Origin of the sequence: Paenibacillus sp. P46E, assembly GCF_001909095.1 — a bacterium.
GTDB classification, from domain to species: Bacteria; Bacillota; Bacilli; order Paenibacillales; family Paenibacillaceae; genus Paenibacillus_AQ; species Paenibacillus_AQ helianthi.
This window is the reverse complement of sequence record NZ_LVYZ01000027.1, coordinates 122,638-144,125: the sequence shown is the minus strand read 5'-3', so window position 1 is coordinate 144,125 and position 21,488 is coordinate 122,638. Positions and strand designations below refer to the sequence as shown.

Annotated in this window: 16 protein-coding genes and 1 tRNA gene; 4 read left to right on the top strand and 13 right to left on the bottom strand. The window is 51.7% G+C overall.

The genetic code is table 11. The features are described from left to right. On the top strand, window positions 1-231 hold a 231-nt coding region (locus tag A3849_RS33300), incomplete at its 5' end, for a hypothetical protein (protein ID WP_218619212.1). Between the two features lie 81 nt (window positions 232-312). Here the strand turns inward: A3849_RS33300 and A3849_RS06505 are convergent. The 5 genes from A3849_RS06505 to A3849_RS06485 form a co-directional block, all read right to left on the bottom strand. Further along, complete coding sequence (locus A3849_RS06505) at window positions 313-1,323, bottom strand: LacI family DNA-binding transcriptional regulator (RefSeq protein ID WP_074110663.1); 1,011 nt, start codon at window positions 1,321-1,323, stop codon at window positions 313-315. A gap of 322 nt (window positions 1,324-1,645) precedes the next feature. After that, on the bottom strand, window positions 1,646-2,473 hold the full coding sequence (gene iolB / locus A3849_RS06500) for a 5-deoxy-glucuronate isomerase (protein ID WP_074110662.1): 828 nt from the start codon (window positions 2,471-2,473) through the stop codon (window positions 1,646-1,648). Between the two features lie 38 nt (window positions 2,474-2,511). After that, window positions 2,512-3,561: an inositol 2-dehydrogenase gene (gene iolG / locus A3849_RS06495; protein WP_074110661.1), complete on the bottom strand. Its 1,050-nt coding sequence runs from the start codon at window positions 3,559-3,561 to the stop codon at window positions 2,512-2,514. Window positions 3,562-3,740: 179 nt separating this feature from the next. Beyond that, window positions 3,741-4,856: a glycoside hydrolase family 88/105 protein gene (locus tag A3849_RS06490; RefSeq protein ID WP_074110660.1), complete on the bottom strand. Its 1,116-nt coding sequence runs from the start codon at window positions 4,854-4,856 to the stop codon at window positions 3,741-3,743. A 40-nt stretch (window positions 4,857-4,896) separates the two neighbouring features. Further along, window positions 4,897-8,037: an alpha-mannosidase gene (locus A3849_RS06485; protein ID WP_074110659.1), complete on the bottom strand. Its 3,141-nt coding sequence runs from the start codon at window positions 8,035-8,037 to the stop codon at window positions 4,897-4,899. A 159-nt stretch (window positions 8,038-8,196) separates the two neighbouring features. On the opposite strand from A3849_RS06485, the gene A3849_RS06480 reads away from it, so the two are divergent. After that, complete coding sequence (locus A3849_RS06480) at window positions 8,197-9,108, top strand: helix-turn-helix domain-containing protein (protein WP_074110658.1); 912 nt, start codon at window positions 8,197-8,199, stop codon at window positions 9,106-9,108. Window positions 9,109-9,172: 64 nt separating this feature from the next. On the opposite strand, the gene A3849_RS06475 is transcribed toward A3849_RS06480, so the two are convergent. Then, window positions 9,173-9,256: transfer RNA gene (locus A3849_RS06475), tRNA-Leu, on the bottom strand. Window positions 9,257-9,341: 85 nt separating this feature from the next. Further along, complete coding sequence (locus A3849_RS06470; RefSeq protein WP_074110657.1) at window positions 9,342-10,460, bottom strand: copper amine oxidase N-terminal domain-containing protein; 1,119 nt, start codon at window positions 10,458-10,460, stop codon at window positions 9,342-9,344. Window positions 10,461-10,723: 263 nt separating this feature from the next. Here A3849_RS06470 and A3849_RS06465 point away from each other — a divergent pair, with 263 nt between their 5' ends. Next, complete coding sequence (locus A3849_RS06465) at window positions 10,724-12,514, top strand: helix-turn-helix transcriptional regulator (protein ID WP_074110656.1); 1,791 nt, start codon at window positions 10,724-10,726, stop codon at window positions 12,512-12,514. A gap of 68 nt (window positions 12,515-12,582) precedes the next feature. Here A3849_RS06465 and A3849_RS06460 read toward each other — a convergent pair whose 3' ends face one another. Next, window positions 12,583-13,497: an AraC family transcriptional regulator gene (locus tag A3849_RS06460; RefSeq protein ID WP_074110655.1), complete on the bottom strand. Its 915-nt coding sequence runs from the start codon at window positions 13,495-13,497 to the stop codon at window positions 12,583-12,585. A 203-nt stretch (window positions 13,498-13,700) separates the two neighbouring features. Here A3849_RS06460 and A3849_RS06455 point away from each other — a divergent pair, with 203 nt between their 5' ends. Next, window positions 13,701-14,102 carry an LSm family protein gene (locus tag A3849_RS06455; protein ID WP_074110654.1) on the top strand — a complete coding sequence of 134 codons (402 nt, stop codon included), beginning with the start codon at window positions 13,701-13,703 and terminating at the stop codon, window positions 14,100-14,102. A gap of 83 nt (window positions 14,103-14,185) precedes the next feature. On the opposite strand, the gene A3849_RS06450 is transcribed toward A3849_RS06455, so the two are convergent. The 5 genes from A3849_RS06450 to A3849_RS32310 form a co-directional block, all read right to left on the bottom strand. Then, the gene (locus A3849_RS06450; RefSeq protein WP_074110653.1) at window positions 14,186-15,472 is read right to left on the bottom strand and encodes a LysM peptidoglycan-binding domain-containing protein; all 1,287 of its coding nucleotides are present in this window, start codon (window positions 15,470-15,472) and stop codon (window positions 14,186-14,188) included. Between the two features lie 162 nt (window positions 15,473-15,634). Next, entirely contained in the window at window positions 15,635-16,513 is an 879-nt protein-coding gene (locus tag A3849_RS06445; protein ID WP_256700674.1) for an SDR family oxidoreductase, read from the bottom strand. Window positions 16,514-16,759: 246 nt separating this feature from the next. Beyond that, a complete protein-coding gene (locus A3849_RS06440) occupies window positions 16,760-17,392 on the bottom strand; it encodes a guanylate kinase (protein ID WP_074110670.1) in 633 nt (210 codons plus the stop codon). Between the two features lie 211 nt (window positions 17,393-17,603). Then, complete coding sequence (locus A3849_RS06435; protein ID WP_074110651.1) at window positions 17,604-20,390, bottom strand: glycoside hydrolase family 3 C-terminal domain-containing protein; 2,787 nt, start codon at window positions 20,388-20,390, stop codon at window positions 17,604-17,606. Between the two features lie 246 nt (window positions 20,391-20,636). Further along, window positions 20,637-21,143, bottom strand: a complete 507-nt coding sequence (locus A3849_RS32310) for a hypothetical protein (RefSeq protein ID WP_143191749.1) — start codon at window positions 21,141-21,143, stop codon at window positions 20,637-20,639. Window positions 21,144-21,488 lie beyond the last annotated feature (345 nt).

The window sequence follows — 21,488 nt, the reverse complement described above, 5'->3', positions numbered from 1 at the left end:
GCCTTTGCCTTTGCCTTTGCCTTTGCCTTTGCCTTTGCCTTTGCCTTTGCCTTTGCCTTTGCCTTTGCCTTTGCCTTTGCCTTTGCCACTCCCCTGCCATGCCCCTCCCCGCCTACGGATTCCGCATTCCTTAAAAGTTCGGTAGCATCAGCTACCTTGAGCACACTTCGCAAAACTGGCTTCGAAAGCATAACTTATGCAACAACAAAAAGCCTGTCCACCGCTGGGTAGCGGAGAACAAGCCTGCATAATGATGAGCGCCCGGGCTTCGGGCGCAGCTTGGCTTCGGGCGCAGCTTGGTTTCTTTGCTTATTAATGCGGCACCCGACCCGTGGAATGACGGACAACCAGCTCCGGCATCAGCATGATTTTGCGCTTGGGACTATCCGGATTATCGATAGCCTGGTTCAGCAGGATCATAGCCTGCTCTGTCATCTCACGCAGGGGCTGGGCAATGCTGGTCAAGGAAGGATGGCAAATCTCAGCCAGCATGGTATTGTCAAAGCCCACTACGGACAGATCGCGGGGAATAGACAACCCTAAGCCGCGCGCCTCCTTCAGCACCCCGATAGCGAGCAGATCGTTGCAGGCGAACACCGCTGTCGGCCGCTCTTCCTCCGCCTGTCCCAGCATCGCCGCAGCCGCTTTCCGGCCATTCTCCAGTGTGGCCGAGGTATGTGTAATATTCGCCGGATTATCAAAGGGAACGCCCGCAGCCTTCAGCGCATCCAGGAAGCCTTCGGCGCGCAGCTTGCTTCCCGGCAGATTGTCGGAGATGATGCCGAGTCTGCGGTGTCCCAGGGACAGCAAATATTCCGTTGCCTGATAGCCGCCCTTATAGTCATCTACCGTGACAGAGTTGCTCTCCATCATACGGATATCCGCCGAGAACAGCACGAGCGGCACATGATCGGCCAGCAGACGGCGGATCATATCGGGATTCCCGACATGAGAGGCGATAATCAGGCCATCGACCCGTTTGCGCAAGAGCAGCGAGATGTACCTTGCCGCCTTCTCATCGTCCCGGTCCGTACTGCAGACGATCAGATCACTTCCCTGCCCCTGGGCGTAATCCTCAATACCGCGGGCTGCTTCGGCAAAAAAAGGATTGGCAATATCGGGAATCATCAGCCCGATCGTTCCTGTCCGGCGGCTCGTCAGTGCAGAAGCCACCATGCTGGGCTGGTAATTCAGCTCTTCCATAATACTGCTGACCTTCTGCCGCGTCTTGTCGCTGATCCTCCCGCTCTTATTCAGCACCTTGGACACTGTAGCGATAGAAACTCCTGCTTCACGTGCCACATCATATATCGTAGGTTTCATCGTTAATAGGCCCGCCTTTACCTTCTTGCAATCTTATACGTTTGATTATAGGGAACTCGCCAGACGGTGTCTATTATGCAGTGCCGTACTAGTCAGTTGCAGCCGGGTATCTCGCCCGGCTCTGCGCTTCGACCACTTACCCAGTGGAATCGGCTTTGCCGTCTCTTTCTTATACTTCCGAAGCAGCAATACTGCGAATCGAGTCAGCCATCCGTCCTCGGCGGGGAATAAAAAAATGATGGCGTGACATATACTCTTCCTTATATCAGCACCAAAGAGGGGCCTCCGCCCTGCGGAAGCCCCTCTTTGGCCAGCCCATTGATTATTCCTGTCTGTCCGGCTGCTGCTGCGCTCCGAACAACCACTCATGATCGGGATCATTGTGGAAGACCCAGGTACGGACGGGGCCTGCCATCACGTTAAGATAATAAGAATCGTAGCCCGGCGGCGCGGATACCGGATGATACCCTTCCGGAACCAGCACGATGCTGCGGTCAGCCACGGCCATCGTCTCGTCCAGGCTGCGGTCGTCATTGTACACCCGCTGCACCACAAAGCCATGGGCGGGATTGACCCGGTGGTAGTATGTCTCTTCCAGATAGGACTCTGCCGGAAGATTGTCCTGGTCATGCTTATGCGGGGGATAGCTGGACCAATTGCCGCCGCCCGTACGCACCTCGACCACCAGCAGGCTCTCGGCTTCACTCTGCTCCGGAAGGATGTTGACCACCCGGCGCGACATGCTGCCAACCCCCCGGTTCTCGGCCACAGCGTCAGAAGGAGCGATCAGCCGGGGTGAATATTTGCCCGTCCCTGGCGCCAGACATGCGGCAAGCTCCAGCTCTGTCAGGGCGGTAACTTCATAATGGGCTCCTGCGGGAACGTACACCGCATACGGCGCCACATCCTCAAACACAGACATGCGCTCGCCAATGCCGGAGAAGACTATGCCATCTACCTTTACATCAGCCTTGCCTGCCAGCAGCACCAGACAGATCTCGTTTCCTTCTGAACTGCGGCTTAATAGTTCCCCGGCCTGCAGCTGATACACTTCAAAGCCTACATAGTTCCATCCGGCGCTCTCCTTGCTCACTGCCGCCACAAGTCCATCCTTGCCGGGTGCTCCGGCCTTAATGATTAAATTGGACATCTTCACCGGTCTCCTCTGTCTTCAGGGTGTGCATCCGCTTACAATACCTGGCTCGTTGCTGGCGTACCCTCTCCTGCATGGTGTGACAACTTGACCGGGAGCCCGGTCAGGTGTGATTCCTTAGCAGCTTCAGCAATTCGTTCCGCTTGTTGGCCGTCTATTCCGCTGCAAATGAGCGGCTCTTGCAAGCGAACTGCCTGTGCAAATGCGGCAACCTCATCCGTAAATGCCTGATTGTACCGCTCGAGGAAGAAATGCTGCGGCTGATCGCGGGTGACAGAGCTCGCGGTAGACACCTCCACCGTAGTCGGACGGCAGTTGTCGGCGGTGGCCGATCCGTGGGAACCGAACACCTCTACCCGCTGGTCGTAGCCATAGACGGCCTTCCGGCTGTTATCAATAACACAGATCGAGCCGCTGGCAAAGGTCAGCGTGATGACAGCTGTATCCACATCACCACAGCGCCCGAACATCGGGTCAACCAGATTGGCCCCCCGGGTGTAGACCTCAACCACTTCCTCACCCATCAGGTAACGGGCCATATCAAAATCGTGAATCGTCATATCCATAAACATACCGCCGGAAGAAAGGACATAAGCCTCACCGGGTGGCTGCGGATCACGCGAAGTGATCTTCACGATATGGGGCTTGCCCAGTTGTCCGGACTGAACCAGCTGCTTCAGCTTGCGGAAGCTCGGGTCCATCCGGCGGTTGAAGCCGACTTGAAGCAGTACGCCTTCTTCCTTGGCAATCTGCAGTGCCCGGCTGGTCTGCTCTGACGAGAGGCTGATCGGTTTCTCACAAAAAATGCTCTTATGAGCACGGGCAGCCTGCTCGATCCAGTAGGCATGGGTATCCGTTGGCGTGCAGATGAACACCGCTTCGATCTCAGGGTCATTCAGCAAATCTTCCCCATTTGTAAATACAGAGCCAAGGTTGCGGCTTTCTGCCCACTCCAGCAGTTCCTCACCTACCATAGCTTCTGCGATTGATTTCAGTTTAAACGACGGCATCACACGCAGATTATCTGCATGTAGGCGACCGATTCTGCCTGCGCCAATAATCCCTACTACGATCGGATTTACCATTTTCGCTTATCCTCCTATGGGGTAAGCGCTTAACCATCCCGGGAATAGTATACTCCAAGCACCACCAATGCTACAAGCAAAATTTCTGCATTTCTTTTCGCCAGATGGAACTGCATGCAGGGCACAGCATTAACAGTAATATACTAGTTCTCCCAGCACAATGCATGGAGAACATTGAATCAGCAATAATGCAGCGCTTCTCCCAGCGCGACGATAGCCATCGCCTGGCCATAGGCCATAGGGGCAATAATGATCTGCTTGTAATCTTCTTTTGCCGCACCAATCGGTGTCCCGCCGGATACACCAAGCACCGTGCCCTCACCGTCAATTCTGCCTAGTACAGCCCGGATCGTGCTCAGGGCCTGGTTAGCATATGACTCCGGCAGCAGCCCTCTGCGCGCACCCTGAAGAATACCGGCTGCGATGGCTGCTGACCCGGAAGTTTCCGTATAGCTGTCCGGGTCATCCAGCAGGGTATGCCACAGGCCATCTCCGCTCTGGCAGGCCAATAGCGCCTCTGCCTGTGCGTGCAGAATCTGCTGAAGATAGGTGAAGACTCCGCTGTCCAGATACGGGCGCATCAGCTCCAGGTACTCCGGCAGGCCGAGTGCAAACCAGCCGTTACCACGGCACCAGAACGCTTCACTGAAATTATGGCGGCCGTCAAAATGCCAGCCATGGAAGAACAGACCCGTCTTTTTGTCATACAAATATTTGATATGCAGCAGCAGCTGGTGCAGCGACGCTTGTCTCCACTCGGCGTTATCATACTTCACACCCATTTTAGCCGTGAACAAAATAGCCATAAACAGCGTATCAATCCAAATCTCATTGTCATGAAGCGTAATTTCATGCTTGCTGGCTCCCGTTGTGACATGCTGATAACCCAGCTCCTTCGTCCGGGGCAGGCCATTCATCAGCCACTCGATCCATTCAAGGCTTAACGCCTCCGCTTCCTCCAGTTCCATCAGCGACAACAGCGGGGCGGTTGTATTGATATTCCGGCTTGGCAGCCCCTTCTCCAGTTGACGGGCCATCCACGGCTTAGCATAACTCTCATAACGGTCGTCCCTGAAATACCGTTCCAGCTTTTGAAGGCCATACAGCCCCACTCCCTGCGGCCAATCCCATTCTTCCATACCGAAATCACGGACAAAATATCCCCGTCGTCCCGCATCCTCTCCTAAGTTCTGCAACTCTGCTTCATTATCCGGCCGTTCCAGCTTCAGCAGCTTATTCGTTACTTGATTCAGCTTTTCAACGATTTCGTCCTTGTTCACCCGGTAGTTATCCATCGTGCACTCCGCTCCCTCTCCCGCTGTAGATTCTTTTCTCTCAGTTTGCTCGTTTCCCCATATCTATTCTAAAAGTCTTAATCTCATAAGGCTTGATCTGGAATACAAAATCACCAGCCTGCCAATCCCCCTGCGGCTCCTCCATCAGATTGCATTCCTGCCAGGATGCAATGGGATAAGCGCTCTCCACACGGACCCGGGTCTGCGAACCAGCATATTCATGCAGGCGCAGCACAACATGGCTGCCATCCTCTGAACGCTTGATGGCATCGACCAGCACATGTTTGCCCTCGATAGTGAACAAGGCATCACCCTCCAACTCTCCCGGAACCGTACGCAGGGGATTATTCAATTCCCAAGCCGCCTGGACAACCCCGCCATCCACAAAATCACCGGTATGCGGATAAAGCGCATAAGTGAAGGCATGCTGGCCCTGATCCTGCTCAGGATTGGGATGGACTGCTGATTTCAATAACGTCAGCCGCATCACGCTGTCCTTGATGTCATAGCCGTATTTACAGTCATTCAGCAGGGCTACGCCATAGCCCTTCTCGCTGAGATCTGCCCATTGGTGGGCTACCGTTTCGAAACGGGCATAATCCCAGCTCGTGTTCCAATGCGTCGGCCGTTTCACATTGCCGAACTGAATATCGTAGGTAGCTTCCACAGCATGAATATCCACCGGAAACGCCGCTTTCAGCAATTGGTTATGACCATGCCAGTCCATCTCAGTCTGGAAATCAATTCTTGCCGTGTCCCGGTAGAACACGATTCTCTGGGTGATGGTTGAGCGATGGTACGTCCAGACCATACGCAGGACCGCCCTTAGCGGACCGTTCTCGATCAGCTTGCATTCTTCAAGCTGCGAGATTTCCGTCATTTTCTCCTGGTAGAAGATATCAATGTCCCAGGCTTCAAAATCCAGCGGTTTGTCCTCAAATACCTGAAGCACATTGCCGCGCTTTCCGGGTGCTAAGAGCTCACGGCCGTTCCGGCGGTCGTAGATAGAGGTGAAGTGTCCCTGTTCATTCCAGGCCACCTCAACCAAAGGTGTGGTCAGGCGGTGGCCGGCGGTATCCGCCAGCGGCGATTCTTCCTCCGAGCGGGCAATAGCCAGTTCCCCCTGGCCATATTGCAGAACAGCCGTACCAAGAGCAGGTACAGAAGGAATATACACAAGCCTTCCCCCGTCTGTCGTACGCTGCTGCTCCAGAGGTTGCCCGGCCGTATCACAGATGACAGCATTACTCGCTGTTCCACCCGGTAACTCAGCATACCGTGGACGATCCCAGATGGAGCTGTTCAGCAGGGTAAGACTTCCTTGTCCTTCCGTCCGCTCTCCCTTTTCACCGCAGCCGTTAATTAAAGCCAGTGACCGCGCCTCCCCTTCTGCATATTCAAGGTCACTGTCCTCGTAGACTTCTTTAATCGATGAGCCTGGGATAATATCATGGAACTGGTTGCGCAGGAGGATCTCCCATATCCCGCGGAGTTCTTCTGCCGGGTAACCGGTTTCAAGATCCCCCCGCCGGATACCGGTGAGCGTATGCAGCCATTCTGCATCGCGCAGCAGCAACTCCAGCCGCCGGTTGTATTTTTTATTCTTGGCCTGAGAGGTATATGTCCCCCTATGGCATTCAAAATATAACTCGCCGTTCCAGGTATGCACATAGGCATCCGAACTCTCGATCCGTTCATGCAGCCCGTCAAAATACTCTCCTGCGCTGCCCATATTCAGCTTAGGCATCCCTGGCAGCTTGTCGAACCGCCGCCGAAGCTCCAGCATTTCCCGCGTAGGTCCACCGCCCCCATCGCCCCAGCCATAAGTGAACATCAGGTTATCATTGATGTCCTTATCCTGATACGAATTCCAGATTCCCCGCAGCATTGCGGCAGTCATCCGGCCGTTGTACGTGTATGCATCTCCGTTCTTCTCCGAAGTGGTAATGAAGTGCGTCAAAATTTCGGAACCGTCAAGCCCGCGCCACCAGAACGTATCATGCGGCATCCGGTTGAACTGGTTCCAGCTGATCTTGGTCGTCATGAACGTGGAGATCCCCGATTTGCGCAAAATCTGCGGCAATGCCCAGCTGTATCCGAATACATCCGGCAGCCACAAATACTTGCTTTCGATCCCGAACTCTTCCCGGAAGTAGCGTTTCCCAGCCACAATCTGACGGACCAAGGATTCACCGGACGGGATATTACAATCCGACTCCAGCCACATGGCTCCTTCGGCTTCCCAGCGGCCTTCCTTGATTTTCTCCGAGATCCGTCCGAACAGTTCGGGATAATCACGCTTCAGATAGTCGTACAATTGCGGCTGCGTCTGCAGGAACTGATATTCCGGGAACTCCTCCATCAGCCGCAGTACGGTAGAGAAGGAACGTGCTATTTTCTCCCGCGTATGCTTTAGCTGCCACAGCCACGCAACATCAATATGGGTATGACCAACGGCTGTAATCGTCATGTCAAAGGTTTTGGGCATAGCATCCACAGCGCGGTTCAGGCTGGCCCCGGCACGGTACAGGGACATTTCGTGGGCCTCTGATCCGGGCTCCGACCAGTCAATTTCACGAAAGGCGTCGTTCAGCGCTTTTTTCAGCCATTGCTTCTCCGGCTGGTCGCTGCCCAGATACCGGTACGTGTCCAGCGCCGCCTGTGACAGGTAGCACAAATCATCAATCGTTTCATCCAGGTAGCCAATCATCGCTTCGCTAATCCGGTGATCCTGAATAACGGCGGGGCCTCCGCCCTCAAGACCAGACCACAGCCGGAAGACAAGCTCCACCGTCTGCCCGCCTAGCTCCGGCCCAAAAACAACCTCCCTGTGGTTGTTATCCACGCCCTGGTAAGGCTCCCCGTTCACAAACAGTAACGATTCAAACCCCGAGTTGTTGAAGCTCCCCGACTTGCCGAAGTCGAACCTTCCGGCAATTTTGAAGCCGGGTGTACTTATAGGCATCTCGACCATAGTACGCAACCAGATATAACGGTCGCGCCCGCGCCAGTGCTCCTCCAGCTTGATTGTGCCATCAAAGGAAACGGCCTCAGGATACACACCGTTAGCCCCGTCTTCATCCTCTGCGAATTCCAGTTCCTTAATCTCCAGCAGCTTGCGGTACCTGTACTTTCCAATCTCCGCCTGACGCCGGATCAGCTTCTCTTCGGTCAAAAACATGATCACCACTCCTTGTATCCGCTTTCATACAGCCAATATAGCAAATCCCTCCCCTCAAAAACTACGTTATATTTGCTATGATCCCCCTCATACATTGCATATTTTGCTTTTCTGGATTTATAATAGGTCCATACTACACATTAAGGCGGCGACCAGGATATGCTTGATAGCGACTTGTTGTATGAGCAAGGATATAGCGTAAGCATCAACACACCGGCTGATTCGCTTTTTTATTATTTTGATTATGATCAGCGGTCCCATAACATCAATATGGAATTTCAGCATTTTCATGACTTTTACGAGATTCATATATTAATGGATTCCAGAGCCACTCATATGATCGAGGGGAATGCGTATGCCCTTCAGCAATATGATATCGTTCTGCTTCGTCCGCACCGGCTGCACAAGACACAATACCCGGTAGGTCCGCCCCACAAAAGGCTGATCATTAACTTCGCGATGCCCAAAAATATACCCGGTTTAGAAACCGCTTACAAGAATATGTTTCTCTCTTTTGGAGAGGAGGTACCGATCTACCGTTTGAATGGCGAGTCGCGGAGAGCCGTATTTGATCCTCTTAACTCCATCTTCACCTTGTCACATGGCGCTTCTCCCCTGAATCCTGTACTGATTCACAGCTTGTTTCAGCAATTTCTGTGTGCCCTGTACCAGCAAAGAGAGCGGAACAGCTATGTCCTCGAAGAAGTGGGGAATTCCATCATGCAAAAAATATATTCGGTCACCGCATACATCCACAGTCATTTCAACAGCGAGCTCACTCTTGATTCGATCTCCAGGGAGTTCTACATCAGCTCTTATTATTTATCACATCAGTTCAAGACGGTCACCGGCTCTACACTGACCGAGTATATCCAAATGACCCGTATCCGCAATGCCCAGCAGCTGCTGATCAGCACCCGGCTTAGGATTTCCGTAATCGCTGAACAGTGCGGCTTCAACAGCTTCTCTCAGTTTAACCGGGTATTCCATAAGCTGAGCGGCATGTCTCCCTCGGGGTTCCGCAAGCAACAGGCCTCGTCCCCTTCAGCCTCAACCGCGCTGTCCTATTGAAAGGAAAACAAAAAAAAGCTTCTGCGCTGCCCGGATGAGCAGTACAGAAGCTTTTTTGTTAGTATGCGGTCAAGAGGACTCGAACCTCCACGATATTGCTACCACTGGCACCTGAAGCCAGCGCGTCTGCCAATTCCGCCATGACCGCAAATTAATGAAATGCAACGCAAGAAGTAATATATCATGAATCTGGCGGGAGAGCAAGCATTTTTTCAAAAAATGAATTCTATACTCTAGTTTACAGGCATGGTATAGATCAGTTCATATTGCCCGAAGTCAAGCAAGGGTGGGGCTTCATAGTTCAGCTGGAATTCTGCTCTGGCATTTCCCGATTGATAGCTTCCCTCCAAGGTTACCTGACCTGCTCCTCCCGTTGCAGCCACAATAATCAGATCCTCCGTTGAATTGGCGGGAACAACCAGATTGTGCAATCCGCCTTCGGCGTCTTGTACATACCTTCTTACCCAGACAAGACTGCTGCCTGACACCGAAATTCCGCTGTTGTTCTTTTGCCACTCTTTGAAGACAGACTGCTGCGCCTGATTAGTATTCACACAATTCGGGTCCTCTGCCAGAATCGGTACACCATTCACAGTATGACCTGTCACTATTGTACAATTGGCCAGAGTCACACCCGGCATGGGATCTTTTTCCTTGCTGATCGTCCGGATAATTTTCTTATCACTTGGACCCAGACTAAACTCTGCAGAAATATTATTGTTATTCGTAATCTTGAGATAGCTGTACAGATGGTTATCTTTTATGCCGTAATGCTCCACACTAATTTTTAGCTGATGCCGCTCATCATATATGGAACCCGAGCGTACCCCGCCCTGCAAGGATATCATTTCCTTTGCAGCAGCAGGCGGTACCAGCGTTGAGGATAATTGAGGATGGGGCACTTCCAGATTGGAGATCAGATACACAGCTTTTGCTGCCTGGACCCATACGGCTTTTACGCCGAGTGCTTCACTGATCAGCTTGAGGGGCACGAGCGTACGGTACTGCTCTGTGATGCTTTTCATGACCAGGCTGCTCTTGCCGCCATTTACCCATAGCTCCCCTTCATTAAGGCGATAGAGGATTGTTATATCTCCTTTGGCAGCTGTAACTACCCGTGTGGAAGGCTCCCACTGCATCGTCGCCCCAAGTGCTTCAAAAATCCCCCGCATAGGCACATATGTAACCCCATCCTTAATCACAGGGGAGGTTTCCAGGCTAAGCTCCAGCCCATCCAAATAACATCTGATGATGCTCCGCTCTGCAGACACCTGTACCGGCTTCAAAGCACTGCATGCAAGGACGGCTGCCACAAGAAAACAGATTCCAACGGAGCAGGCAATTCTCTTCATTTATGTATTCTCCTTAATATGCTGAATCTCAATCGAAGATTTCCTATACGAATATAGCAGATGCTACCAGTCAGAACAATGCTCTTTCAGCGGTTCATGTTCTAGCTAACCAAGAGAGGCTCCTCCCGTTATACAGTTCATAGCATCCTGTTCAACCTGTGGTTGCTTTTTTCCACTTCTACCCAACCACTAATCCATGTTCTTTCAAGAGGATGGAATTATAATAGACCTACGACGTCGAATTGAACCTTGGGAGATGTACTATGATCAGCAGCGAACAAGTAGGCAAGCGGATTGCCAGACTCCGTAAAGAAAAACACATGTCACAGGAACAGCTGGCGGAACAGCTAAATGTTAGTCCCCAGGCAGTTTCCAAATGGGAAACGGGTAAATCACTGCCCGAAACCACCACGCTTCCACTGTTGTCCAGCATATTGGGCCACTCTATAGATAGTATTTTGCTGCCCCAAAAGCTGGTCGTACTTAGCGCTGTCTATACCGATGGCCAGGAGGCCTATGATGTCACCCATTTTGTTAATCAATTCGTTGTCGGCAGCAGATTGAATCTTGCGGTCAGTAAGTTAACTTTTCCCGAATCCATCAAGAGTGACCGCCTGAAGCTGCTGCTCCTGAAATATGAGACTCCTTCGGGAGTCTATGCTACTTATGTGCTGAACGACAATCTGCTTACTATTGATATTCATTCCACAGGCTATGCTGCCAGTCAAAGCGAGCTTGATATCGTATTCGCCGCCTACGGCAATGAACAGGCGAGCCGCAATGTACTAAACAAGATGAAGCATTATGCGTTTTTTCAGTGGAAACAGCTTACCGCCAGCCACGAGCTTTTTCCAAGTCTGATTGACAATGATGGCAACGACTACCTGCTGCTTCTATATCTGAATGAGGAAGGTATTCATGCGGTAAGCTGTGCGGAAGGTGAACAGATTCACTATACTCCAGACCGCACCCGGCTTTTTCGAACGGAATCTCCTCATGAGCACTGCATTATAGAGGGGGTAGGCCGGCTGGGCTTTGGAAGAGATATGGACTGCTCCTGGGCTGGGGCACTTCTTTTGTCTCTGACAGCAAGAGGAGTGGATACTACCTACGAGCAGATTATGGGCGTGTCGGGGGCGTGCTGGAGAATTTCTTTTACACCTATGTGGGACTACAGCTCGGCCGATGCACTTGTGGCTTATAACTACTCCGATCCGGCGTTTAGCGCCTATGGGCTAACTGCCACTTGGGCCAACCATCTGAATCCTGAAGAGCGCAGATTGGAAAAATACAACATCTTGGAGAGCCTGCGTAATCATCAGCTTCCCATAGCCATCAACCTGCGGGTCGCTCCCGAATGGGGGGTGATTACCGGGTATTTGGATGCTGGCGGTACTCTGTTGTGCCGCAGTTATTTTGACGATGAAACCTTTGAGGAGCTCCGCAATGATCCGGAGTTTCTGGAAGACATGAAGGTCAGCAAGGGTTACCTGAACGTGGACCATTGGCCTTACATGCTTGTTCGTATAGACAGTCAGGGGCATGTCCCGTCAGCATTAGATAATCTGTATGCTTCGCTCAGAATCAAGGTAGATTCGATGAATACAGCCGGGAATAGCGGCTACAGCCTTGGCTACAAGGCTTTTGAGGCCTGGCAGGAAGGGCTCTTGGAGGAAGCCTGGTATAGGAACGCAAATGACAAGGATTTTGCACGCAGACTGGGGGTGAACCACTTTTGCATGATGGGGTTAACCGATGCCCGCAGAAGCGCTGCCGCGTACCTGCAAGAATCCCTGCCACTGCTGGTTGACCGTCCTGGATCTCGGGTTCTGTCCGAACTGGCAGAATTGTACGCACAGATCGCTTTGTTGCTTGCAGGCTTTTATAAATGCATGACTGATCCGGCTTCTGTCACATCCGGTCCCTCTAAGCAGTCATGGACCCGGGAACAGCGGGAACAGCAAGCCGAACTGCTTCAGACAGTGGCAGCTTTGGAATCTCGCGGAGAGACACTTGCTAAGGAAGTACTTGGAACATTAGCTGAAAAATTATAGTGTACTTAAAGACCTAAAGAGAAGCGCAGGAACGCTTCTCTTTTGTCGAGTAATCCTTTTGCCGGGCTTCAATCTTCAATGGGCAGCTTCTTCACCGGCCGCAGTACTGCATACCCGTATCCCTCCGGGAAGTGGCGCTGATAATCCTGCTTGGAATCCTCGTCCCACTGGTAGCCCATACTCTCCGGATTATAGCTCCAGGCTACCTGTTCGACAGTCCGCATCACCTCACCGTTGTCCTTCAGATAATCAAAGGGCGGGTGGAAGAAGACCAGGTACTCGGATTCCGGGATCTCTCTGACCTGCATTCCCTCAGGAATCTCCCCGTTATAGTCCACCGCTACAGGGATTCCGTACAGGTACCCTTTTTGCCCGTTCTGATAGAACCAGCCCGCCGTTTGGCCAAGCTGTCCAGACAGAGTATGATGGGACATACTTTCCAGTGTTCCCGATACCTCATCGCAATCGTGCCCGTTCCCCCAAAACTGCCCATAGTCCGATACTTCAGCATCCCAGATCCCAATGAACTTATGGGCCGGTATGCGCTCGATCTTAATTTCCGCTTCCTGCAAATGCACCTGTCTCATCTTATCCCGCTCCTTGATCAAATAATGATAAGGGGAGAACACTTCAGAGCGAATCGCGAGCGGAATGGGCCTGGGTTCCTTCCGGTAAGCATAGGGTGTAATCTTAAAAGCCTTCACAAACGCCCGCGTGAGCGCTTCCTGTGACGAAAATCCGAACTTCACGGCAATGTCCAGTATACGGGCATCCGTGTCCCGCAGCTCCAGAGCGGCGCGGCTGATTCTTCGCTGCCAGATGTAATCCCGCAGGGTCATTCCGGTCAGCGAGTGAAACTGCTTCGTGCAGTAATATGGCGAGTATCCGAGCTGCTCCGACATGGTTAGTAGTGAAGGCACTGTGGCAAGATCCCCGTCGACCCAATCCACCATGAGCTGCACCATCTCATTCCATTCGTACATGCGGTGCTCCCTCCTTTCACTATCGATCTTAGCAGAGCCGGCTGATGCAGTTTTGACTTGAATTGCAGTGCTTCACTTCCTAATTCTATAGAAGTTCTCTCCAGTCCTCTCCCCTTTCCCCTAAGAAATTTTCCCATTCGCACAAGCCCCAAGCCATTCCCTGAGTAATATAGGAGTAAATAGAGCGAAGAGGTGAACGACACATGGGACAGCCAACTACAATGCGCAAGCGGGCCAAGGCGCTGAAGGGCCGGCCGGTCTGCATTACACTTCATGACGGACGTTCGTATATAGGCTATATAACCGGGGTAGAAAAGGACGTACTGATTCTCTCCAGACCCCATACAAGTACAACCCAAGCATTCGGTAAAAAACGGTCCAGCCGCCGGCAAAAAGCAGAAGTCTCCGCATTTATGCCGCTTATCGGCTCACTCCTGGGCGGCTCGGGAGCAGGCGCAGGCTTAGCGTCAGGGCTCGGCGGCGGTTTGCGCTTCCTTGGATTTATCCAGAAGGCGATGCCGGTAATGAAGATGGGCTACGGGATGATCAAGACTATTAGACCCTTTTTCAATGGACTGAAGGGGTTAATGGGAAACAGCGGCTGAGCTTGCAGCGCAGGTGAACATACACTAAATAGACACCCCTTGAGGTGTCTTTTAGTGTAACGCCAATACTATTGACGGTCCGGCTACCTTTTCACAACCAGAAAGTTATCCCCGATCAGCAGCCAGTTCTGCGGAAAAGGAAGCCCCAGCTTCCAGTAGCTGATTCCTCTGAGGCCCAGCTCCTTCAGCAGCGTGAATTTTACCTGAATCGACCGGGCATCCTCGAACCAGACCTTATGCTGCTTGCCGGAGTCATCCGTATAGTCAAAATGCGGGGCCTGATCCTTATAGTCATACTGGATTGCAGCGTTCCTGGTTCTGGCCAGATCAATCGCGGCCTGGGGGCTTAGCGCTTTGGCATAGGCTCCGCCCGCAACGTAAGGTAAGGTCCAGTCATAGCCGTAGAGGTTCTGCCCCATCATGATTTTGGACCCCGGCATCTCGCTTAAGGCATACTCCAGCACCTTGCGGACAGGCCCGATCGGGGAGACCGGCATTGGCGGCCCTCCACTGTACCCCCACTCATACGTCATAATAATCACAAAGTCGGCAACCTCACCGTGCACCTTGTAATCATGTGCGGTGTACCAGGCCCCCACTTGGGTTCTGCTTGTTTTAGGTGCAAGCGCAGTAGACAACAGGAAGCCTTCCTGATGAATCCGGGCCGCCGCCCTCCGCAAAAAACGATTATATGCCTCACGGTCCTCCGGCCGGAGAAACTCAAAGTCAAAATGGATATCACGGAAACCCAGCCGCCTCGCTGTGTGAATAATGTTCGTAAGCAGCCGGTCCTGGATGGCAGGATCATTCAGAATAAACCTCCCCAGCTCTGAGCTGAACTGGGCATTCTCCAGATTGGTCACGACCATCATCAGCGTCACCCCGCTCCGCCTGGCGATGGAGGCCAGATTGTCCAAAGGCGGGGCCTCAAGGGAGCCATCCCGCTGAACCTGGAAGCTGAAGGGAGCCAGATATGTAAGATGGGGCGCTGCTTCTGTTGCGGCACTTTGCAAGCTCTGGGATACCTCTTCCCCTCTCGGCTCAATATAGGCGTTAACCTCCGCATTCCGCTTAGGCCCAGGCGGGATATACAGGCGAAGCCCAATGGGCAAGGGTTTGTTCAAGGATAACTGATTGGTAGAGGCTAAAGTATTGATGTTAACACCAAATCTTCGCGAGATACTATATAAGCTGTCCCCCGGCCGTACCCAGTAATACATACCTGTAATCGGAATTACCATCGTTTGTCCGACCACCAGCCTGGCGGGTGCAGACAGTTGATTGGCTTGGATAATCTCATCTGCGTTTACTCCATAGGCTTCCGCAATACCATACAGGGATTGACCTGACTGCACAACATGAATTTGCATATGACCATCCTCTCTATCCGGAACTGCGAATGATATATTTTATTCGGATGAACGAGAGGGTATTCGGCTTTGGCGAAAGGAGTCCGGCTTCACTTGTAATAGCCTTCCCCAAAATAAAGACCGCCCCTGATCAAAGGGCGGTCCGGCTATTTCCCAGAATGTTTACGGCGTTGGCATGCCACCGTTGGCATTCAGCGTCTCACCGCTGATGTAGCTCGACTCCTGACTGGCCAGGAACACGTAGGCCGGAGCCATCTCGGCAGGCTGGCCCGGACGTCCAAGCGGGGTCTTGGCGCCGAAGTCCTTGAGCACTTTCGTCGGCTGTCCGCCGGCAACCTGCAGCGGTGTCCATACCGGTCCAGGAGCTACAACATTGACGCGTATGCCCTTGCCCGCCACCTGCTGTGCCAGAGACTTGCTGAAGGTGTTGATTGCAGCCTTCGTCGTCGCGTAATCGAGCAGAATCGGCGAAGGCTCATACGCCTGAATCGATGAGGTATTGATAATCGTGCTGCCTGGCTTCATATGCTTAAGGGCCGCTTTGCAGAGCCAGAACAATCCGTAGACATTGGTTTTGAATGTCGCATCGAACTGCTCGGTCGTGAGGTCTGCAATCTCCGGCACGAACTGCTGCATGCCTGCAATATTAGCCAGTATATCAATGCCTCCCAGCTTGTCTACTGCGGCGGCCACGAGCTGTTCACTGTATTTCTCATCCTTCAGATCGCCTGGAAACGCGATGGCGGTGCGGCCGGCTTCTTGTACGAGCTTTACCACTTCCCTGGCATCCTTCTCTTCCTCGGGCAGATAGGACAAGACCACATCCGCGCCTTCCCGGGCAAAAGCAATTGCCACCGCGCGGCCGATGCCGCTGTCAGCTCCGGTTACAATCGCCTTGCGTCCGGTGAGCCGCCCGGTTCCGCGGTACGTATCTTGTCCCGCATCCGGCAGCGGGTTCATTTCCAGCTCAAGGCCCGGAGGGTTCTGCTGCTGCTCAAATTCCGGACCCGCCTTGGTGTACTGTTTGACAGGATCCTGCATCGTGTATTGGTCAGTCATCTTATGTTTCCTCCTCTTGATAGGGTATGGCAACCATTGTCTGCTTCATGCTTGTACTTCTTCTAATGTAACCGTGATGCCTGTGACCTAAACAAATGTACGGGAGAGAAAATAGGATAGAGGCTATGCAGATCTATCGAAAGGATGCAAAAAAAGAGATGTCCCAAACAGCCATTGTATGGCTTATGAGACATCCCTGTACGATGGGGGTACGCATTCCCCGCTTACCTATATTTTCCCCTGTAAGAACTCCTTAATTTTCTGGACTGTGAGCTCCGGGTCCATGTTCTGCAGCAGATACTCCGACTCTCTTTTAAAGGCGACTTCCTCCGTATAATTCCCCAGATATTCATCTACAATGCCATATGGCACCGCTTCCCGCTCCAATCGAAGCTGGATATCATTCTTCGTGACGTATATGAAAACCCGTAAGGCCTCCTCACCGTATTTCTTCCGAAATGCGCTGGCGCCCTCATGATTTACTACAACGATGACAGCGTTATGCTCTTCAAGGCCTTGTTCGAGGTCTGCCAATGTAATTCCGTAGTGCCCCCGCTCCAAATGGACCCTCTGGAAAAATGCATTTGCCTCCGCCATCGCCTGAAACTCGCCGTCAGAGATAAAATGATAATGTTGCCCATCCTCCTCTTGCGGGCGGGCCGCACGTGTAGTGTAAGGAAGGATGTAGGGGATTCCCAGCGAAGCACTAAGCTGCTTGGCAATACTTTTCCGCCCCGCACCGCTGGTTCCGGTGATAATAATGATCTTGGGATGGGAAAATTCTATAAGGGTCTCAGCCGGTTGGCTCTGAGTATCCTCTTGGATCGCTGATGCTTTGGATGTTTTTAGCCAGTTCCACATTGCCTTTCCCGTATGCCTATGTCTGCGCAGGCTTTTGACAACAGCACCGGGATTCACCTCCTTCACATACAAGCTATACTTCAGTTAATTCGACAAATATCTCCAAATCCCTCCAATGATCCCCTTTTAGTTGCAGATCTGAAAACAGCAAAAAGAGAGTACCCTTAAGACACTCTCTTCTCGCTCTTATTTATCAAATGAAAGCTACTACTTACACCTGCTTGAATTCGATCCAGTCGATCTGAAGACCCGGCTTCACGAAATCTAATTTCAGCTCATATAGACCCGCTTCCAGCTCGATCTTCACAAGCTTCTGCTTGATCCATCTACCGTCCGTACCGTTCGTCTGAATGGTCGCCATCATCTGACCGTTCAGGGTCACATTGCATGCGCTTTGCGCCAATTCCGTCTCTGTGGACATGATACCCACGATAATCCGGTACTCCCCTGCTTGTTCCACTTTTACAAAGGTCGATCCCGCTGTGGAAGGTTTCACCTGGGCATTCCCGGTCAGAGATTGCGCCAATTCTTCCGAAAGAGCAGGATTCGCCTTGAAGCTCTCCACCGTTTCCTCACTTACATGGGGTCTTGTGAACACCGGCGCATTCATAATGAACCGGCAGATGTTCATAGCAGAGCGCTGAAGCTCTCCACGGGTCAGTGAGCCATTATCCAGTGAATCCAGGGTGTTGTCATCGTAAGCGTTGACTTCCGAGCCATAATTGCTGACAACCATGTATAAGTCATTTTGTGCACGGACCATCCAGTTCATATACTTGCGGTCTGCCGGGCCTCCATCCACAACATCATTCATAATCGCCCACCAGTCTGTCATTACGATACCTTGGAAGCCCCATTCTCCGCGGAGAATCGTGGTATTCAGATCATAATTGGAAGCAGCCCAATGTCCGTTCACCGGATTATAGGAGGTCATGATCGAGTTCGCTCCGCCTTCTTTTACCGCAATCTCAAAGCCCTTAAGATAAATCTCGCGGACCGCGCGTTCCGATACGATAGCATCCACCTTGCTGCGGTGCTTCTCCTGGTTGTTGCAGGCGAAGTGCTTCAGGGTGGCATTAGAGCCGCCTTTCATAATCCCGCGTGTGCATGCTGCCGCAAAAACGCCGGAAATCAGCGGGTCCTCCGAAAAATACTCAAAGTTGCGTCCATTCAGCGGGCTGCGGCGGATATTCAGCCCTGGTCCAAGTAATGTGTCCACGCTGTTTCTGACCAGCTCCCGGCCTTCCATGACATAGAGCTCTTCAACCAGTTCCGCATTCCAGGTTGCCGCTAGCAGCGTTCCAATGGGAACCTGAGTCGCCTTGTGTCCGCTGTCCATCCGGATCCCGGAAGGGCCGTCTGCGGTACAAGCTACCGGAATACCATAGCTGAACAGCTGGTCGCTGACCCCGCCAAAGGCCGACGCTGTACCCGGTGTAACCAGCGGACTGCTCATCCCTTCGCCTCTGACGATTACCGCAAGATCCTGGTCGCTCAGTTGGGCGATGAATGTAGTCATCTCTACTTTTCCGTCATGCACATCTCTTAAGGTATAGCCTTGATACCCGGTCTGCGTAAGCGTTGCAGGCAGATTCTGCTCAATCCGCTCTTTCATCGAAACCTTGCGTGTTGGAACGTCAGCGTATACCAATTCATAGGAACCGTCTTCTTTACGGGCTCCAGGCATCATCCGGGTGAACCCTTCGGTTGGCGCCAGCGCTTCCTGTAGCTGCTCCACCACCTCAAGATCCTCCAGCACATAGCCGCTTCGTCCCTCTACCAGTACTTCTGCTGCCTTCTTAATGCTGCTTCCCACATAAATACGGTAGGTTCCAGCTTCCATCACATAGGCCGAAGGATGCCCGGTCACGCCAGCGTCATCATAGGAGGCCATCGAATGAACCGGGAAGCTCACCGTAAGACGCTGCGACTCTCCCGGCTGAAGAACCCCGGTCTTTCCGAAGGCTGCCAGCACTTTGGCCGGTTGTCCCAGCTTGCCTTGCGGAGCCTCGTAATAGACCTGTACAACCTCTTTTCCGGCAAAATCGGTTCCCGTATTCGTTACGGTTACCCCAATCTCAGCGAAGGTCTTGCCTGCCCGGCTGACCAGCCTGGCCTCTTCCGGCTCGATGGAGAATGTAGTGTAGGAGATCCCGTAGCCGAACTCAAACTGAACCTTTTCCGGACAGAAGGTTTCAAAATAACGGTACCCCACATATATATCTTCCTGATAGAAGTTTTTGAATTCATTACCGTAGTTTGCAGTCGAAGGATAGTCCTTGATCGAATACGCAATCGTATCCGTCAATTTACCGCTTGGCGTCACTTCTCCTGCCAGTACATCGGCAATGGCATTGCCCCCTTCCATCCCGCCGTGCCAGGAGTAAATCACACTTGGAATAGGGTGCGCATAGCTGTTATCGTTCAGCCAGCTCATATCGATAATATTCGAGACATTCAGCACAACGACCGTCTGCTCAAAATAAGCCGTCACCTGCTTCAGCATCGTCTGCTCATCCGTCGTCAACTGGTAGCTCCCCGGCGCGTCAGCATTATCCTGATCTTCTCCCGCCGTACGTCCGATGACGATAATCGCCTTGTCCGATTTGCTTCTTGCCTGAGACACCAGCTCATCCGTTAGCGGCATTTCCTTCTGGTTCCAAGGCTCTGCTGCCCAGGCTCCGCCGCCATTGTCAAACGGATTCTGCTCAATCCACTTCTCGTAAACGGCCGCAAGCTCTTCATTGACAGCCAGGTTCTTCTTACTGCGCAGTCCATCCAATAAATTGGTGGTATACGAAACATGCACGCTTCCGCCTGAGCCTGTACCGCTGCGGTAATAATTCACTTGGGTTCTGCCAAAAACCGAAACGGTTTCACCACCGCGCAGCGGAAGCACCTGGCCTTCATTGCGCAGCAGCACCGCGCCTTCCGCACCTACGGTCCGGCTGAATTCTGCAAAACCCTCTAATGGAACTCCTAATTGCTGTGTAATCAAATTTGTTTCCTCCTGATTGTCATTTCCTTATCCATATCTTACTATAAAGAATCCCCTATCAAGAATCAAAGGGAATGTGGTCTATACAGACTGAACTTGAGACTTTGCCCAAGCGGGATTTGGTCGTGACTGCGGAGAATGTTTGGACTTCCGGCCACTGTTATGCTTAGACGATCTCTAGCAGGAGGTGCTATAGCATAAAAAAGCCCCCGGGAATCGGGAGCTTTCTCAACAGCAAAACTTGAATTAATTTGTAACATCGGAAATAGATGAACCAGTTTTTCCGAAAAATTCTCCATTAACGTTACTACCGCCACCACTCCATTGAAGCGTATAGTCTCCACCACGCATGCCTTTTTCGTAACCATGTTCGAAATTTTTCCACGTAATAGATCCATTTCCTGAAATTACTTCGGAGAAATATACCCAACCTGAATTTGTGTGTGTTAGGCTAACAGTAACTGAACTGCTACTATAGTTTTTCATAAGCAGTTTAATATGGCCATATCCCCCATTTATAGTAAAGGTTTTTGGTACAACTGAGCCTCCCGTTACGGCACCCCCAATGGGGTTGGACGTATCAATAACAAATGGGCTTATCAATTGACCTTCGACAAAAGGGTTACTAATGGTACTTACATTAGATTCAGGAGTTACATTCTTCTGAGTTGTACTTGGTGAAGCAAAAGCAGTTATCGCTGTTATTACCATAGCTAAAGATAATGTCGTAAAAAAAGCACTTCTTCTCTTCATAAAATTACTTCACCTTCATTTTGTTTGATGCATTAATTGGTTAATAATGTATCAAAGATATATTGTTGGTGAATCATTGTCAACTATTTCAAAAACGACTTGCGTTTTCCATATGTGTCGATGCGAGAGAGAATCTCGCTCAGCTATTTGCTCGTTCCTAGTGGCCTCAATTGCCCTAATGTTCCCCTATACTTAATATCCGCATTGGAACCGCCCGTAAGAGCAGTTAAGACAACATATGTATGTTTTTTCTGGAACCAAAGGAGAACGTGGAACTTAGAACCATTTTCATAGTTTCAAAAATAAAAACGGCTGTCTCTCTAGCAGAAAAATCTGCTGGAGACA

Excerpts from the sequence above, each read along its gene's own strand:
- A3849_RS06505 (WP_074110663.1), bottom strand. The coding sequence starts at position 1,323 with ATGAAACCTACGATATATGATGTGGCACGTGAAGCAGGAGTTTCTATC.
- iolB (WP_074110662.1), bottom strand. The coding sequence starts at position 2,473 with ATGTCCAATTTAATCATTAAGGCCGGAGCACCCGGCAAGGATGGACTT.
- iolG (WP_074110661.1), bottom strand. The coding sequence starts at position 3,561 with ATGGTAAATCCGATCGTAGTAGGGATTATTGGCGCAGGCAGAATCGGT.
- A3849_RS06490 (WP_074110660.1), bottom strand. The coding sequence starts at position 4,856 with ATGGATAACTACCGGGTGAACAAGGACGAAATCGTTGAAAAGCTGAAT.
- A3849_RS06485 (WP_074110659.1), bottom strand. The coding sequence starts at position 8,037 with ATGTTTTTGACCGAAGAGAAGCTGATCCGGCGTCAGGCGGAGATTGGA.
- A3849_RS06480 (WP_074110658.1), top strand. The coding sequence starts at position 8,197 with ATGCTTGATAGCGACTTGTTGTATGAGCAAGGATATAGCGTAAGCATC.
- A3849_RS06470 (WP_074110657.1), bottom strand. The coding sequence starts at position 10,460 with ATGAAGAGAATTGCCTGCTCCGTTGGAATCTGTTTTCTTGTGGCAGCC.
- A3849_RS06465 (WP_074110656.1), top strand. The coding sequence starts at position 10,724 with ATGATCAGCAGCGAACAAGTAGGCAAGCGGATTGCCAGACTCCGTAAA.
- A3849_RS06460 (WP_074110655.1), bottom strand. The coding sequence starts at position 13,497 with ATGTACGAATGGAATGAGATGGTGCAGCTCATGGTGGATTGGGTCGAC.
- A3849_RS06455 (WP_074110654.1), top strand. The coding sequence starts at position 13,701 with ATGGGACAGCCAACTACAATGCGCAAGCGGGCCAAGGCGCTGAAGGGC.
- A3849_RS06450 (WP_074110653.1), bottom strand. The coding sequence starts at position 15,472 with ATGCAAATTCATGTTGTGCAGTCAGGTCAATCCCTGTATGGTATTGCG.
- A3849_RS06445 (WP_256700674.1), bottom strand. The coding sequence starts at position 16,513 with ATGCAGGATCCTGTCAAACAGTACACCAAGGCGGGTCCGGAATTTGAG.
- A3849_RS06440 (WP_074110670.1), bottom strand. The coding sequence starts at position 17,392 with ATGTGGAACTGGCTAAAAACATCCAAAGCATCAGCGATCCAAGAGGAT.
- A3849_RS32310 (WP_143191749.1), bottom strand. The coding sequence starts at position 21,143 with ATGAAGAGAAGAAGTGCTTTTTTTACGACATTATCTTTAGCTATGGTA.